At 71.0% G+C, this 13,631-nt stretch carries 14 protein-coding genes; 2 read left to right on the plus strand and 12 right to left on the minus strand.

The genetic code is table 11. From position 1 onward, the window contains the following. Nucleotides 1–122: 122 nt before the first annotated feature. Together R2B67_RS05080 and R2B67_RS05085 are read right to left on the minus strand one after the other, a co-directional pair. Nucleotides 123–1,661: a YfcC family protein gene (locus R2B67_RS05080; RefSeq protein ID WP_317816630.1), complete on the minus strand. Its 1,539-nt coding sequence runs from the start codon at nucleotides 1,659–1,661 to the stop codon at nucleotides 123–125. Between the two features lie 111 nt (nucleotides 1,662–1,772). Then, entirely contained in the window at nucleotides 1,773–2,765 is a 993-nt protein-coding gene (locus R2B67_RS05085) for a fibronectin type III domain-containing protein (protein WP_317816631.1), read from the minus strand. Between the two features lie 164 nt (nucleotides 2,766–2,929). Between R2B67_RS05085 and R2B67_RS05090 the strand changes: the two genes are divergently transcribed. Then, nucleotides 2,930–3,532 carry a TIGR03086 family metal-binding protein gene (locus R2B67_RS05090; RefSeq protein WP_317816632.1) on the plus strand — a complete coding sequence of 201 codons (603 nt, stop codon included), beginning with the start codon at nucleotides 2,930–2,932 and terminating at the stop codon, nucleotides 3,530–3,532. Between the two features lie 125 nt (nucleotides 3,533–3,657). Then, on the plus strand, nucleotides 3,658–4,035 hold the full coding sequence (locus R2B67_RS05095) for a VOC family protein (RefSeq protein WP_018514701.1): 378 nt from the start codon (nucleotides 3,658–3,660) through the stop codon (nucleotides 4,033–4,035). Between the two features lie 25 nt (nucleotides 4,036–4,060). Here R2B67_RS05095 and R2B67_RS05100 read toward each other — a convergent pair whose 3' ends face one another. The 10 genes from R2B67_RS05100 to R2B67_RS05145 all read right to left on the minus strand — a co-directional run bounded on the left by R2B67_RS05100 (nucleotide 4,061) and on the right by R2B67_RS05145 (nucleotide 13,537). Then, the gene (locus R2B67_RS05100) at nucleotides 4,061–4,744 is read right to left on the minus strand and encodes an alpha/beta fold hydrolase (RefSeq protein WP_109980178.1); all 684 of its coding nucleotides are present in this window, start codon (nucleotides 4,742–4,744) and stop codon (nucleotides 4,061–4,063) included. A gap of 138 nt (nucleotides 4,745–4,882) precedes the next feature. After that, nucleotides 4,883–6,301: a nucleobase:cation symporter-2 family protein gene (locus R2B67_RS05105; RefSeq protein ID WP_317816633.1), complete on the minus strand. Its 1,419-nt coding sequence runs from the start codon at nucleotides 6,299–6,301 to the stop codon at nucleotides 4,883–4,885. Between the two features lie 365 nt (nucleotides 6,302–6,666). After that, the gene (locus R2B67_RS05110) at nucleotides 6,667–8,055 is read right to left on the minus strand and encodes an 8-oxoguanine deaminase (RefSeq protein ID WP_317816634.1); all 1,389 of its coding nucleotides are present in this window, start codon (nucleotides 8,053–8,055) and stop codon (nucleotides 6,667–6,669) included. A gap of 45 nt (nucleotides 8,056–8,100) precedes the next feature. Continuing rightward, nucleotides 8,101–9,489, minus strand: a complete 1,389-nt coding sequence (locus R2B67_RS05115; protein WP_317816635.1) for a nucleobase:cation symporter-2 family protein — start codon at nucleotides 9,487–9,489, stop codon at nucleotides 8,101–8,103. A gap of 68 nt (nucleotides 9,490–9,557) precedes the next feature. Then, nucleotides 9,558–10,481, minus strand: coding sequence for a factor-independent urate hydroxylase (gene pucL, locus R2B67_RS05120; RefSeq protein ID WP_317816636.1), 924 nt, complete (start codon nucleotides 10,479–10,481; stop codon nucleotides 9,558–9,560). A 7-nt stretch (nucleotides 10,482–10,488) separates the two neighbouring features. Then, a complete protein-coding gene (gene uraH / locus R2B67_RS05125) occupies nucleotides 10,489–10,878 on the minus strand; it encodes a hydroxyisourate hydrolase (protein ID WP_109980177.1) in 390 nt (129 codons plus the stop codon). Nucleotides 10,879–10,898: 20 nt separating this feature from the next. Next, complete coding sequence (gene uraD, locus R2B67_RS05130) at nucleotides 10,899–11,435, minus strand: 2-oxo-4-hydroxy-4-carboxy-5-ureidoimidazoline decarboxylase (protein WP_317816637.1); 537 nt, start codon at nucleotides 11,433–11,435, stop codon at nucleotides 10,899–10,901. A gap of 164 nt (nucleotides 11,436–11,599) precedes the next feature. Beyond that, a complete protein-coding gene (locus R2B67_RS05135) occupies nucleotides 11,600–11,998 on the minus strand; it encodes a helix-turn-helix domain-containing protein (protein ID WP_317816638.1) in 399 nt (132 codons plus the stop codon). After that, on the minus strand, nucleotides 11,995–12,246 hold the full coding sequence (locus R2B67_RS05140) for a YkoF family thiamine-binding protein (protein ID WP_078533243.1): 252 nt from the start codon (nucleotides 12,244–12,246) through the stop codon (nucleotides 11,995–11,997). The genes R2B67_RS05135 and R2B67_RS05140 overlap by 4 nt, the downstream gene beginning before the upstream one ends. A gap of 130 nt (nucleotides 12,247–12,376) precedes the next feature. After that, nucleotides 12,377–13,537, minus strand: a complete 1,161-nt coding sequence (locus R2B67_RS05145; RefSeq protein ID WP_317816639.1) for a lactonase family protein — start codon at nucleotides 13,535–13,537, stop codon at nucleotides 12,377–12,379. Between the last annotated feature and the right edge of the window lie 94 nt (nucleotides 13,538–13,631).

A 13,631-nucleotide genomic window follows, 5' to 3' on the forward strand; every position in this document is an offset into this window, starting at 1 on the left:
AACCACGCGATATGTATTTGTTGTGAAGAACCAGGTGAATGGCGGGAAACAGTCAGTTCATGGCCTGAGACAGTCATCGCCGGGCCCTGCGCCGGCCCGCCGCTCCGGCCGCCCGAGCCCCCTCACGTCCACACCGCCCCCAGCGCCACGAACCCGCAGATGAGCACCGCCAGGATCGCCAGCAGCGGCCAGACGAACCGCAGGTACTTGTCGTAGCCGACCTTCGCCAGCGCCACCCCGCCGATGGTCACCGCGGTCGTCGGGACCCAGAGGTTCATCCAGCCGCTCGCCGACTGCCAGGCCGTGACGACCACCGCGCGGGAGACGCCCGCGAAGTCCGCCAGCGGCGCCAGGATCGGCATCGCGAGCGTCGCGTGGCCGGAGGTGGAGGGGATGAGGAAGGCGAGGGGGAGGTTGACGAGGAAGACGATGACGGCGAACAGCGCCGACGACGTACCCGAGACCACGCCCTCGATGGAGTGCAGCACGGTGTCCGTGATCTGTGAGTTGTTCATGATGACGGTGACGCCGCGCGCGAGCACGATGACCAGCGCGGGCGAGATGAAGTCGGCCGCGCCCTGGATGATCGTGGCGCTGAGCCGCTGCTCACCGAAGCGGGCGACGACGCCGACCAGGACCGCCGCGACCAGGAAGAGGGCGGCCAGTTGCGGAAAGGACCAGCCGAGTTCGAAGCCGTACGGGGTGGCGTCGGCGTTGCCGGTGAGGGCGCCGGCCCAGGGGACGACCGAGAAGATCATGAAGGCGAAGACCAGGGCGACCAGGATGAGGACGGCCTGGTGGAGGCGGGTCAGCTCCGGGGGTTCCGGCGCGTCCGCCGCGTTGTGGTCGCGGTCGCCGGGGAGGAAGCCGGAGAGGGAGCGTTCGGGGCTCCGGCGGACCCGGTTCGCGTAGCGGATGACGTAGGCGATCGTCACCGCCGTGAGGACCACCCACATGATCCCGCGCAGCACGATGCCGTCGCCGAGCGAGATGTCGGCCGCGGAGGAGGCGACTCCGGTGGCGAAGGGGTTGACCGTGGAGCAGAGCACGCCGATGCCCGCGCCGAGGATGATCGTGCCGGTGGCCACCATCCGGTCGTAGCCGAGGGCCAGCATCAGCGGGATGATCAGGCCGTAGAAGCCGAGCGTCTCCTCCGCGAAGCCCTCGACCGTACCGAGGAGGGAGAAGACCAGCATCACGCCCGCGATGAGCAGCGCGCCCCGGTCGCGCAGGCGGTGGGCCAGGCGGCCGATGCCCCGGTCCAGGGCGCCGGTGGCGAACACCACGGTGATGAACGCGCCGATGGCGAGCACGAAGAGGAACACGCCCGCGCTGCCGTACAGTTCGCCGGCCAGATCCGGGCCGACCTCGCCCGTCTCCGCATCCTGGACGCCGTAGAGGCCGTTGACCGGGGAGAGGAAGAGGTCGTTCAGCCGGTCGACGAAGCTCTGGTCGGAGTCGACGCGGTGGTACGTGCCCTGGACCGGGGCGCCGTCCTCGTCGCGCTCGTAGGCGCCGGGCGGTACGAGGAAGGCCAGCGCCCAGACCGCGAGCGTGACGGCCGCGAGGATGGTGAGGGCGCTGGGGAAGGTGAACTTCTTCCGGTCCGGGGGCCGCTCCTCCACGTCGGCGCGCGTGCTCAGGTCGTCTCCCGGATCCATGGTGCAGCCCCTTCGGTCCCTCGCCCCCCTCGACCCCCTCGGCCCATTTCGGGATCAATGGATCATAAGGGGCGAGGGGCCGCACGCACGGGAGGCGCATGCCGAGGGGCGTCAGTCCGCCAGGACGATCGTGGGCTGGGCCGAGAAGTCACCCCACTTGCCGTCCGGGAGCTTGGCCCTGAGCTTGACCGAGTAGCGGGTGCCGGGCGGGTCGGCGAGGTTCAGCCGGTAGGTGGCCCGGCCCTTCGGGGGCGTACCGCCCCAGACGATCGTGGTGGTCAGCTTGCCGTTCAGGTAGAGCTGGTAGGCGGGGATCACCCCGCCGGTGTCCGGCTGGTCCCAGGAGAGGTCGACGGTGAACTCCGCGCCCTCCTTGCCGATCTCGGAGCGCAGCCCGGTGGGGGCGGTGCTCGCGGGGGCGCCGGGGGCGGAGGCGGTGGTGAGGTCGAGCGCGTTGCTGTCCGGCGAGGACTTGTCGGAGGCGTCCCGGGCCCGGACGGTGAAGGTGTAGACAGTGCCGGGGCGCAGGCCCGTGAGCTTCGCCTTCGTCTCGGAGGCCGGGACGCTGTGGATCCGGGAGCCCTCCTGGTAGATGTCGTACGAGGTGACCCCGACGTCGTCCTTGGACACGCCCCAGGCGAGGGTGGCGGCCCGGCTTCCCTCGGCGCTGCCGGTCAGCTTCGCCGGCGCGGTGGGGGGCGTGTCGTCCTTGGGCGGGGTGGCCTGGGTGGTGACGGGGATGGCCTTGCTGGGCGCGGAGAGGTTCCCGGCGGCGTCCTTGGACCGGACGGTGAAGGTGTAGTCCGTGGAGGCCGTCAGCCCGTTGACGTCGATCATGGTCTTGGTCGCCGGGACGCTCTTGACCTTGGCCTTTCCGCGGTAGACCTCGTAACCCGCGATCGCCTTGTTGTCGGAGGCGGCCTCCCACATGACGTGCACCGAGGTGGAGCTGCTGGCCTGCGCGGTCACCCCGGCGGGGACGGCGGGCGGCTGCGTGTCGGCTTCGGCGCTGCCGCCGCAGGCAGAGAGGAGGGGGGCGAGGAGCAGGGCGGAACAGGCCAACACGGCAGATATGTGGGGGCGTTGCACGGTGGTGCCTTCCATCCGGACAGCAATGGTCCAGACCTGTATGACATGGCGCGGGGGTTGCCGACAAGAGGACGGCGAGGAACCTTCCGCTATGTGGCGGTGTGCGCCGCGCCCGGACCGGGCGGAGCCGGTGTCGTGTCCGGCCGATGAGTTCTCGGCCGTCGTACGGTCTGCCCTGTATGAACTCCGACACCAGTACCCCCGCCCTCGACCTGGAGCCGGCCGCGCGGCGTATCACCGGTCTGCTCGACGCGATCGGCGACGACCGGCTGGGCGGCCCCACCCCCTGCCCGGACTACTCCGTACGGGAGCTGCTGGCCCACCTGAGCGGGCTGGCCGCCGCCTTCCGAGACGCGGCCCGCAAGGATCTCGGGGCGCGCACGTCCGTCGCGCCGGACGCCGCCCTGCCCGTGCTCGACGACGCGTGGCGCGAGGTGCTGCCCCGGCGGCTGGAGCAGGTGGCGGCGGCCTGGCGCTCCCCCGCCGCTTGGACGGGCATGACCCGGGCGGGCGGGGTGGAGCTGCCCGGCGAGGTGGCGGGGGCCGTCGCGCTGGACGAACTCCTCGTCCACGGCTGGGACCTGGCCCGGGCCACGGGGCAGCCGTACGAGGCCGGGGAGGCCGAGCTGCGTGCCTGCGCGGCCCTGCTGGCTCCGGTCGACGACGACCCGGACCGCGGGGGCATCTTCGGCCCGCCGGTCCCGGTGCCGGACGACGCCCCGCTGCTGGACCGGGTGATCGGCCTCAGCGGCCGCCGGCCGGACTGGCGGCCGGGGCTCTGAGACCACCACCGCGCGGTTCCCTTTCGGTGCCTCGCGCACCAAAAAGTGCGTTCTTCCACGTCAGAGCCTGCTCGCCTACGGTCTCCGGTATCCGCACGCGACCACGGAAGCACGGGAGCGCAGCCATGACCATCCTCAGGACCTACGCACGTCTCTGGACCGACGACCTCGACCAGGCGCTCCCCCTGCTGGAGGAGCTCACCGGCGAGCAGCCCCACCTCCGACTGGCGTTCCACGAGATCGCCCTCGCCGCCATCGGGAACTTCCTGGTCATCGCGGGACCGGCCGACGACCGCGCGCGGTACGCCCACGCCTCGGCCACCGTCGTCGTCGACGACCTCGACGCCCTCCAGGCCACGCTGGCGTCCGCCGGAGCCACCATCACCACCCCCGCGACCGGCGGCCCGACGGGGCGGTTCCTCTACGCCCGCCACGCGGACGGGGCGGAGGTCGAGTACGTCGAGTGGACGCCCGAACTGGTCCGCGACATCCTCCACGCCTGACCGCCGCGCGCGGCCGGGGCACCCCTCAGCTGGTGAAGAACTCCGTGATGTGCGCGGTCACCTGGTCGGCCCGGGTCTCGTGCATGCGGTGGCCGCCGGGCACCGTGATCAGCCGGCAGTCCGGGATCAGGGAGGCCATGTCGGCCTGGCGGTCCTGCGGCATCCGGCTCTCCGGGCCGCCGGTGACGATCAGCGTGGGGGCGACGATCTCGCCGAGCCCCTCGGCCGCGTCCGGGCCCGGATCGGCGAGCTGATCGCGTACGGCGGGCACCGCGTTCTCGTCGTAGTCCACCGGGCCCTCGGGGCGTCCGGCCGGGCCCGGGTCGCCGGGGAACGGGGCCGGGGTCTCGATCAGCACCAGCCGCTCCACCCGGTCCGAGTGCTCCTGCGCCACCAGCCGGGCGACCGCGCCGCCCATGCCGTGGCCGACCAGGCCGACCCGGTCCAGCTCCAGTTCGTCGAGGAAGCCGACGACGTCCTCGGCCATCAGCTCCAGGTCGTACTCGTCGGGCCAGTCGCTCTCGCCGTGGCCGCGCAGGTCCAGGGCGAAGACCCGCCACTCCTGCCCCAGCAGGGGGCCGGCCGCCTCCCAGTCCGCGGCGGAACCGCCGAGGCCGTGCAGCAGCACGACGGGCGAGCCGAACGGATCGCCCCAGGTCCGGTACGCGAGGCGCACATCGCCGACATCCACAACTGACTGATCTTCCATACCCCTGACGCTACAGCCGCCGGGCGCCCGTCCGCTCCACGGCCCTGGTCCCGAGCCCAGGGCCCCGGCCCCCGACAGGGACGGCCGAAGCCCCGTGCGGGCGCACGGGGCTTCACCGGGCTGCGTACGGCGGACGCGTCAGTGGACGCCCACCCCGGCCGCCGCCGGGACCACGTGTTCGCCGTTCTCGGCCTCCTCGTCCATCCCGTCCGGCTTGCGGCCGAAGTGGTTGAAGGCGAGGTTCAGCACGATGGCCACGACGCAGCCGGTGGAGATGCCCGAGTCGAGGACGACCAGCAGGCTCTCCGGGAAGGCGTGGTAGAACTGCGGCGCCGCGATCGGGATCAGGCCGATGCCGAGGGCCGCCGCCACGATCAGCGCGTTCTCGCCCTTCTCCATGGCGGCCGTGGCCAGGGTCTGGATGCCACTGGCCGCGACCGTGCCGAAGAGGACGATGCCCGCGCCGCCGAGTACCGGCAGCGGTACGAGGGCGATGACGGAGGCGGCGACCGGGACCAGGCCGAGCACGATGAGGATGCCGCCGCCCGCCGCGACGACGAAGCGGCTGCGGATCTTCGTCATGGCGACGAGGCCGACGTTCTGGGCGAAGGCGCTGCACATGAACCCGTTGAAGATCGGGCTGATGGCGCTGCCCAGGGTGTCGGCGCGCAGACCGCCCTCGATGATCTTCTCGTCGGCCGGGCGGCCGACGATCTTGCCGAGGGCCAGCATGTCGGCCGTGGACTCGGTCATGCAGACCAGCATCACGATGCACATGGAGATGATGGCGGCGATCTCGAACTGCGGGCCGCCGAAGGCGAACGGCGTCGGGAAGCCGACCACGTCGGCGTTCTTGATGGCGCTGAAGTCGGTGATGCCGGCGGGGATGGCGATCAGGGTGCCGATGACCAGGCCGAGCAGAATCGCGATCTGCTGGAGGAAGCCCCGCAGCAGCTTGCGCAGGGCCAGCACGATGACCAGGGTCACGGCGGCCATGGTGATGTTGGTCATCGAACCGTAGTCGTCCGCCGTGGCGTTGCCGCCCTGGGACCAGTTGAAGGCGACCGGCAGGAGCGAGACGCCGATGAGGGTGATGACGGTGCCGGTGACGACCGGTGGGAAGAACCGGACCAGTTTGCAGAAGTACGGGGCCAGGAGGAAGCCCAGCACGCTCGCGACGATGATCGCGCCGAAGATCACGGCTATGCCGTCGTGGCCCCGGTCCTTGCCTATCGCGATCATCGGGGCCACACCGGCGAACGAGACGCCGTTGACGAAGGGCAGCCGGGCGCCGACCTTCCAGAAGCCGATGGTCTGGAGCAGGGTGGCGATGCCCGCGGTGAAGAGGCTCGCCCCCATCAGGAAGGCAGTCTCCTTGGCGGTGAGGCCGACGGCCGGCCCCACGATCAGGGGCGGTGCCACCACCCCGGCGTACATGGCGGCCACATGCTGGAGGCCGCTGGTGAACATCTTCAATGGCGGGAGGGTCTCGTCAACCGGATGTTTCCGGCCGTCCTCACCTGCTGCTTCTGCTTCTGTGACGGCATGGTCCGTCACGTCGGGGACGGCTGCATCTGCGTCTTTGCGAAACCTGGGCTTAGCGGCCACGGCGGTTCCTCCGGTCGGTTACACGTCGTCGGCGACGTGGGGTTCAGGGAGGTGGAGCGTCGAGTGGTGCGGTGGTGCGTGCGGCTCTCTCAGGTGGTGCAGGTCGTGCAGAGGGGGGTGCGGAGGCGTGCGTGCGGGCAGCGTTGATCACCGGTCCGGCGGGCGCCCACCATCGGGTGCGCGTCCGCCGGACCGGCTGCCGTGGACCCCGCTCGGGCCCACGGCGGCCGGTCTCGGGCCGTCCCCCTCGACCGGCCGGTCGGGGATTCCGCCGGGATCAGTGGCTCTCCGGCGGTTCGGGGGTGTCGCCGGGGTCAGGCTCCGGCGGCGATCTGCGCGAGGCGGCGGGCCTCGTCGCGGGTGGTGCGGGCGATGGCGTCCTCGTCCACCGTGGTGAGGTGGTTGCCCTCGACGACCGGCTTGCCGTCGACGAGGGAGAGGGTCACCGGGGCGGCCGCGCCGAAGATGAGCGCGGTCACCGGGTCGGCGATCGAGGAGTGGGCCAGGGTGTCCAGCTTCCAGAGCACGAGGTCGGCGAGCTTGCCGGCCTCCAGGGAGCCGATCTGGTCGGCGCGGCCCAGGACCTGGGCTCCGCCGAAGGTCCCGAGGCGCAGGGCCTGGCGGGCGTTGAGGGCGGCCTCGCGGTGGGCGCCGAGGCGGTTGATGAGGAGCGCGTTGCGCAGCTCGGTGTGGAGCTCGCCGGACTCGTTGGAGGCGGTGCCGTCCACGCCGAGGCCGACCGGGACACCGGCGGCGAGCATGTCGGGGACCCGGGCGATGCCTGCCGCGAGGCGGGCGTTGGAGGACGGGCAGTGGGCGACGCCGGTTCCCGTACGGGCGAAGGCGGCGATGTCGGAGTCGTTCATGTGGACGCAGTGCGCCATCCACACATCGCTGCCGAGCCAGCCGGTCGACTCGAAGTAGTCGGTCGGGCCCATCCCGAACAGCTCCTTGCAGAACTGCTCCTCCTCGACGGTCTCCGAGCCGTGCGTGTGCAGCCGTACGCCTCGGCGGCGGGCCAACTCAGCACCCTGGCGCATGAGTTCGGTGGACACCGAGAACGGCGAGCAGGGCGCGACGGCGACCTGGGTCATGGCGTCGAAGGAGGCGTCGTGGTGGGCGTCGATGGTGGCCTCGGTGGCGGCGAGCGCGCCTTCGAGGGTCTCGACCGCGAAGTCCGGGGGCAGGCCGCCGTCCTTCTCGCTGCGGTCCATGGACCCGCGGGCCAGGGTGAACCGTACGCCCATCTCGCGGGCGGCCCCGATGATGGCGCCGGACAGGTCGCCGGAGTCCTTCGGGAAGACGTAGTGGTGGTCCATCGCCGTGGTGACGCCGCCCCGGGCCATCATGGCGAGCGAGCCCTGCGCGGCCGCGCGGGCCATCGGCTCGTCGATGCGCGCCCAGGTCGGGTAGAGGGCGACCAGCCAGTTGAAGAGGTTGTGGTCGGTGGCCAGGCCCCGGGTGATCCACTGGTAGAAGTGGTGGTGGGTGTTGACCAGACCGGGGGTGGCGAGGTGCCCGGTGGCGTCGATCCGCCGGACGACCCCGGTGAGCCCTTCGGGTGCCTTGCCGGCGCCGACGGACTCGATGCGGTTGTCCGCCACGACGATGTACCCGGAGGCGTACTCCGTGTCGTGGGCGTCGACGGTGGCGATCGAACAGTTCTCGATGACGATGCGCTGAGGGTCTGCCGAAGCTGCCATGGCGCTTCCTTCTTCTCTCTGTGGCGATGTGGGCACGGCAGGACCCTAGGAGGATTTGAGTGCCACAGCGGTGCGGCTGTGGGTGCCGAGATGGTGGAAGAACAGGTTGAGCACGACCGCGACCAGTGCTCCCGCACTGATCCCGGAGCCGAGGACGGTCTGCGCCCAGGCCGGGAATCCGGCGTAGAAGGTGGGCGCGGCGAGCGGGATGATGCCCGCGCCGAGGGCCACCGCGACCAGGATGATGTTGGAGCTGTCGTCGAGTCCGGCCTCGGAGAGCGTACGGATGCCGCTGACCGCGATGGAGCCGAAGAGGACGATGCCGGCGCCGCCGAGGACGGGCATCGGGACGAGCGAGACGACCGCCCCGAGCACCGGGAAGGCTCCGAGGACCAGCAGGGCGCCGCCCGCCGCCGCGACGACGTACCGGCTGCGCACCCGGGTCAGCGAGACGACGCCGACGTTCTGCGCGAAGGCACTCGTGGGGAAACCCCCGAAGACCGGGCCGACGAGCGTGGCGATGCCGTCCGTGCGCAGGCCCCGGGTGATCGTACGGCCGTCGGTGCGGCGGTCGCAGATCTCGCCGAGGGCCAGCATGCCGGCCGAGGACTCCGTCATCAGGACGAGCATGACGATGCAGAGGGAGAGGATCGCGGCGGGCTGGAACTCCGGTGCGCCGAAGGCGAAGGGGGTCGGCAGGGCGGCTAGCGGGGCGGACTTCAGGGCGGAGAAGTCGGCGAGCCCGAACGGGATCGCGGCCAGCGTACCGACGAACATACCGACCAGCAGGGCCACTTGCTTGAGGAAGCCACGGCCGAAGCGCTGGACGAGCAGGATGACGACGAGGGTGAAGGCGGCCAGCGCCAGGTACTTCATCGCGCCGAAGTCGGCGGCGGTGGCGTCGCCGCCCTGCGCCCAGGCGACCGGAACGGGCATGAGCGTGACGCCGATGAGGGTGATGACCACCCCGGTGACGAGCGGCGGGAAGAAGCGCAGCAGCCTGCCGAAGAACGGCCCGACCGTCAGGCAGAAGACTCCGGCGACGAGCACCGCCCCGTAGATCGCGGGGAGTTGGTGTCCGGGCGCGCTGGTCTCGGCGATGGCGAGCATGGGGGCGATACCGGCGGAGGAGGCCGCGTTGACGAACGGCAGCCGGTTCCCGGCGAACGCGCCGAGGCCGATGGTCTGCACGATGGTGGCGAGTCCGGCGATCAGCAGGCTCGCGGCGATGAGCCGGGTCATGCCGGCGGTGTCCAGGCCGACGGCCTGGCCGATGATCAGCGGAGGGGTGACGACGCCCGCGTACATGGCGGCGATGTGCTGGAGCGCGGCCGGAACGAGCCGGGAGGGAGGGAGCTTCTCGTCGCACGGGTGAACTGCCGTGCCGATCAGGGGTTTCGGGCCTTCGGCCGGCCCCGTTGCAGGCTGTGCCATGGGTGTTTCCTCCGGGATGACCGGCCCCCGCCCGACTGCGGGCAGGCGGGGGCGGGTTCAGTGCCGCGTCAGAGGTTGGTCATGTCGACCGGGATCTTCGGCTCGACGCCGTCCCGGAGCACGGTGGCCTCGATCAGACCGTAGGGACGGTCCGCCGCGAAGTAGACCTCGTTGTCGTTCTTGAGGCCGAACGGTTCGAGGTCCACCAGGAAGTGGTGGTTGTTCGGCAGCGAGAAGCGGATCTCGTCGATCTCGCTGCGGCTGTTGATGATCCGCGAACCCATCTGGTACAGGGTCTGCTGGAGCGAGAGGGAGTACGTCTCGGCGAAGGCCTCGAGCATGTGCTTGCGCGCCTGCTCGTAGGACTTCTCCCAGTTCGGCATGCGCTGCTCGTCGCTGGTCCAGTTGTACCGCCAGCGGGCGGAGACGTCGGTCGCCAGGATGCGGTCGTACGCCTCCTTCAGCGTCGTGTACTTGTCCTTGACGTAGCCCCAGAACTCGGAGTTGGTCGAGTTCATCACCGTCAGGTCCTTGAGGCCCGAGATGACCTCCCAGTTCTCACCGTCGTAGGTGATCTGGGAGACGCGGGTCTCCATGCCCTTGCGGGCGAAGGAGTGCTTGACCTCGTCGGCGCCGATGAACTTGGAGTTGCCGTCGGAGGTCGCGATGCGCTCCCAGGCGTACTCCTCGATCCGGATCCGGGCCCGGTGGATCGGCTCCTGCGAGGAGACGAAGTGCCGGGCGAGGTGGATGCCGAACTGCTCGGCGGACTCGATCCCGTGCTCCTTGGCGAACGCGTACACCGTGTTCTTGGTGGTGTCGGTCGGAAGGACGTTGGCGTTGGAGCCGGAGTAGTGCACATCGTCCATGTCGCCGGAGAGGGCGACCGAGACGTTGAGGTCCTTGATGTGGTGGGTGTCGCCGTCCCGCGTGATCTTTACGACGCGGTTCTCTGCTTTGCCGTACTGGTTCTGGCCGAGAATCGTGGGCATGTCGGTGCTAGCTCCCTCGGTAAACGGAGTAGCCGAACGGGTTGAGCAGCAGCGGTACGTGATAGTGCTCGCCCGGCACGACCGCGAAGGCGATCGTCACTTCCGGGAAGAACGCGCCGCTGTCCCTTACGCGGGGGGCGTCCTGCTGCGCCTCGGCTTGCTTCTTGGAAAAGTACGTCTCGGTGTCGAAGTCGAGACGTACGTGGGTCGTGCCCTCCGGCAGCGCCGGCAGGTCCTTGCAGCGCCCGTCCGCATCGGTCGCGGAGGCTCCGAGCGTCACGTACGGCGAGCCGCTGCCGCTGCGGGCGGCGAGCGAGACGGCGACGGACGCGGCGGGGCGGCCGATGGAGGTGTCCAGGATGTGCGTGGACACCGATGCGGTCGTGTCGGTACTCAAGACCGTCACACTCCTTGATCTCAAGAGTCCTGTGCGGGAGCTTCCTCTGCGAGGGTCTCCCGTACGAGACGGGTCAGCCGGATGCGGTTGATCTTGCCCAGTTCCGTGCGCACGATCTCCTGCTCCTGCTCCGGCGAGTTCCCGATCCGGGACTTCACCGCGTCGCGCATCTGCTCACCGGTGGCGCCGGTGGCACAGATCAGGAAGACATGTCCGAACCGCTCCTGGTAGGCCAGGTTCAGTTCGAGCATCTCGGTCTTGAGCTCCTCGGAGGCGCCGGCCATCCCCCGCTGCTCGCGGGAGGAGGTCGGGTCGCCGGGGATCGGACGCCCGATCGGCGGGTGGCCCGCCATCGCCTCGGCCAGGTCCTCCGCGGTGAGCTCGGCCATGGCGGCGTCGCTCGCGGAGAGCAGGGCTTCCTCGGTGGCGTACGGACGGCCGGCGAGGACGGTCTCTCCCCAGGCCGCACTGGCACAGACCTCGTGCAGTGCGGGGGTGGCCTCGCCGTCCGCCAGGGTGTTGAACCGGGTGAGGCCCGGCGTGGAGCTCGAAGTCACGGGAGCCTCCGTGGCTGTTTTTCGCTGTGCGTTGTTCGGGCTGCGGATAGCTAACGCCCTCCGCAACACGACGTCAACACTTTGTTGAAATCTCGCGAACGAAGAAAGCCGCCGTCCCGGCATGCGGACAGCGGCTTTCCTGTGCGTTCGGCGGGTTCGGCCAACTACTCACCCTTGGCCGAATGTTCCCGGTTCAGATAGTTGTACACGGTGAATCGGGAGACGCCCAGGGCGCCGGCCACGGTCTCGACCCCGTGCCGTACGGAGAAGGCACCGCGTGCCTCCAGGGTCCGGACGACGGACTGCTTGGCCTTACGGTCCAGGTCGGCGAGCGGCATCCCGTGCCGTCTCTCCAGCGCGGCGAGGATGTGGTCCAGCGAGTCGGAGAGCTGGGGCAGGCGTACGGCTATGACGTCCTGGCCCTCCCACGCGAGCACGACGTCGTCCGGCTGGGCCTGCTCGGGGCCGAGCAGCTCGGCGCCCATCGCGTCGACGAGCGGCTTGACCGCCGATACGAAGGGGTGGTCGACGGTGAGCGGAACGTGATCGGCGGATTCGGTCACCGGCCCTCCTCCCCGATCACGTTGACCTGGAGCGAGACCCGGGTGGCGCCCGAGGCCAGGGCCCGGCGCAGCAGGGAGTCCACGGCGGTGAGCACCTCGTCCGCGCCCCCTTCCGCCGTGTTGCCGAACGGCCCGACGTCCACGGCGTCGAGTTCGGCGCTCTGGATGACCTCACGGGCCACCACCGCGTGGGCGGGCGCCTCGTCGAGATCGAAGGGCTCGGTGGTGAATTCCACCCTCAAGCGCACTGTGCCTCCCTGATGTCCTCGCCGCGGGTGCGGGCGCGCGGCTCGGCCACGACTGTAACCGCTGGAACGGGCCCCGCTCCGGGCGTCACGGCAGCGGCAGGACGGCGCCACGCCAGGGGGCAGGACGGCGTCACTCCAGCGGCAGGACGCAGACCGCGACCGGCGCCGGGAGCGGCTCGCCCGCCGGGGCCAGGGAGCCGTCGGAGCCGACCCGGAAGGCGGTGACGGTGGAGGAGCGCTGGTTGGCGGCGAAGAGCAGCGAGCTGTCCGGGGAGAGGGCGAGCTGGCGCGGCCAGTCACCGCCGGCGGGCACGGTGTCAAGGAGGCGCAGGGCCGCCCCGCCGTCCTCCACCGCGTAACGGGTGAGGCTGTTGGGGCCCCGGTTGGCGAGGTACGCGTACGACCCGTCGCCGGTCACCACCAGCTGGGCCGGGTAGCCGGTCTCCGACCCGGTGGACTGGCCCGCGCCCGGGGTGAGGGTGCCGGATTCGGGGTCGTACGCGCAGACGACCGTGGTGTTGTCCAGCTCGCAGGCCAGGTAGGCGGAGCGCCCGCCGGGGTGGAAGGTGAGGTGACGGGGGCCGGAGCCGGGCGCCAGGGCGGCGCGGGAGACCTCGGTGAGCGTTCCGGCGGACTCGTCGAGGCGGTACGTGTACACCGTGTCGGTGCCGAGGTCGACGGCGAGGACGTGGCCGCCGTCGGGCGAGGTCACGATCTGGTGGGCGTGCGGGCCGTTCTGGCCGGGGCCGGGCGGTGGGGAGCTGTGGGTGACCAGGTCGGTGCGCTCGCCGAGCGAGCCGTCCGCCGCGATGGGGTGCACGGCGACGCTGCCGGAGGTGTAGTTCGCGCTGAGCAGCCAGCGCCCGGACGGGTGGACGGAGAGGTGGGTGGGGCCGGAGCCGCCGGTGGGGCGGGTGCCGAGGACGTCGTACGTCCCATCCGGCGCGAGCGCCACGGCGGTGACGGCGCCCGCGTCCTGCTCCGCGACCGCGTAGACGGTGGCGCCGGAGGGGTGGAGGGCCAGGTAGGAGGGGTTCTCGACACCGGCGATCACGGGTCCGGAGGTGATCGCTCCGGTGGCGGTGTCGTACGCGGCGGTGCCGATGCCGGTGCCGCCGCCCTCGGCGGAGGTGTAGGTGCCGAGGAGGAGGGGGCGGGTGGCGGTGGGGGTCCGGCGAGTGCTGGCGAGGGCCGTGGGGGCGGCGAGTGCGGTGGGAACCGCCACCAGGGCGGCCGCCAGGAGGCTCCGACGGCTCAGGCGCCCAAGGGCAGGGCTGGGTACGGCGTTCATGCGAGGCACCTCGTGGGGGGAGTTGGGCTGCTTCGGATGTGCCCGCCACCCTGACCCCTCGCGACCCCAACGGCAAGAGGCGCAACCGCAGTTG

Source organism: Streptomyces cyaneofuscatus (genome assembly GCF_033109485.1).
GTDB lineage: Bacteria > Actinomycetota > Actinomycetes > Streptomycetales > Streptomycetaceae > Streptomyces > Streptomyces cyaneofuscatus.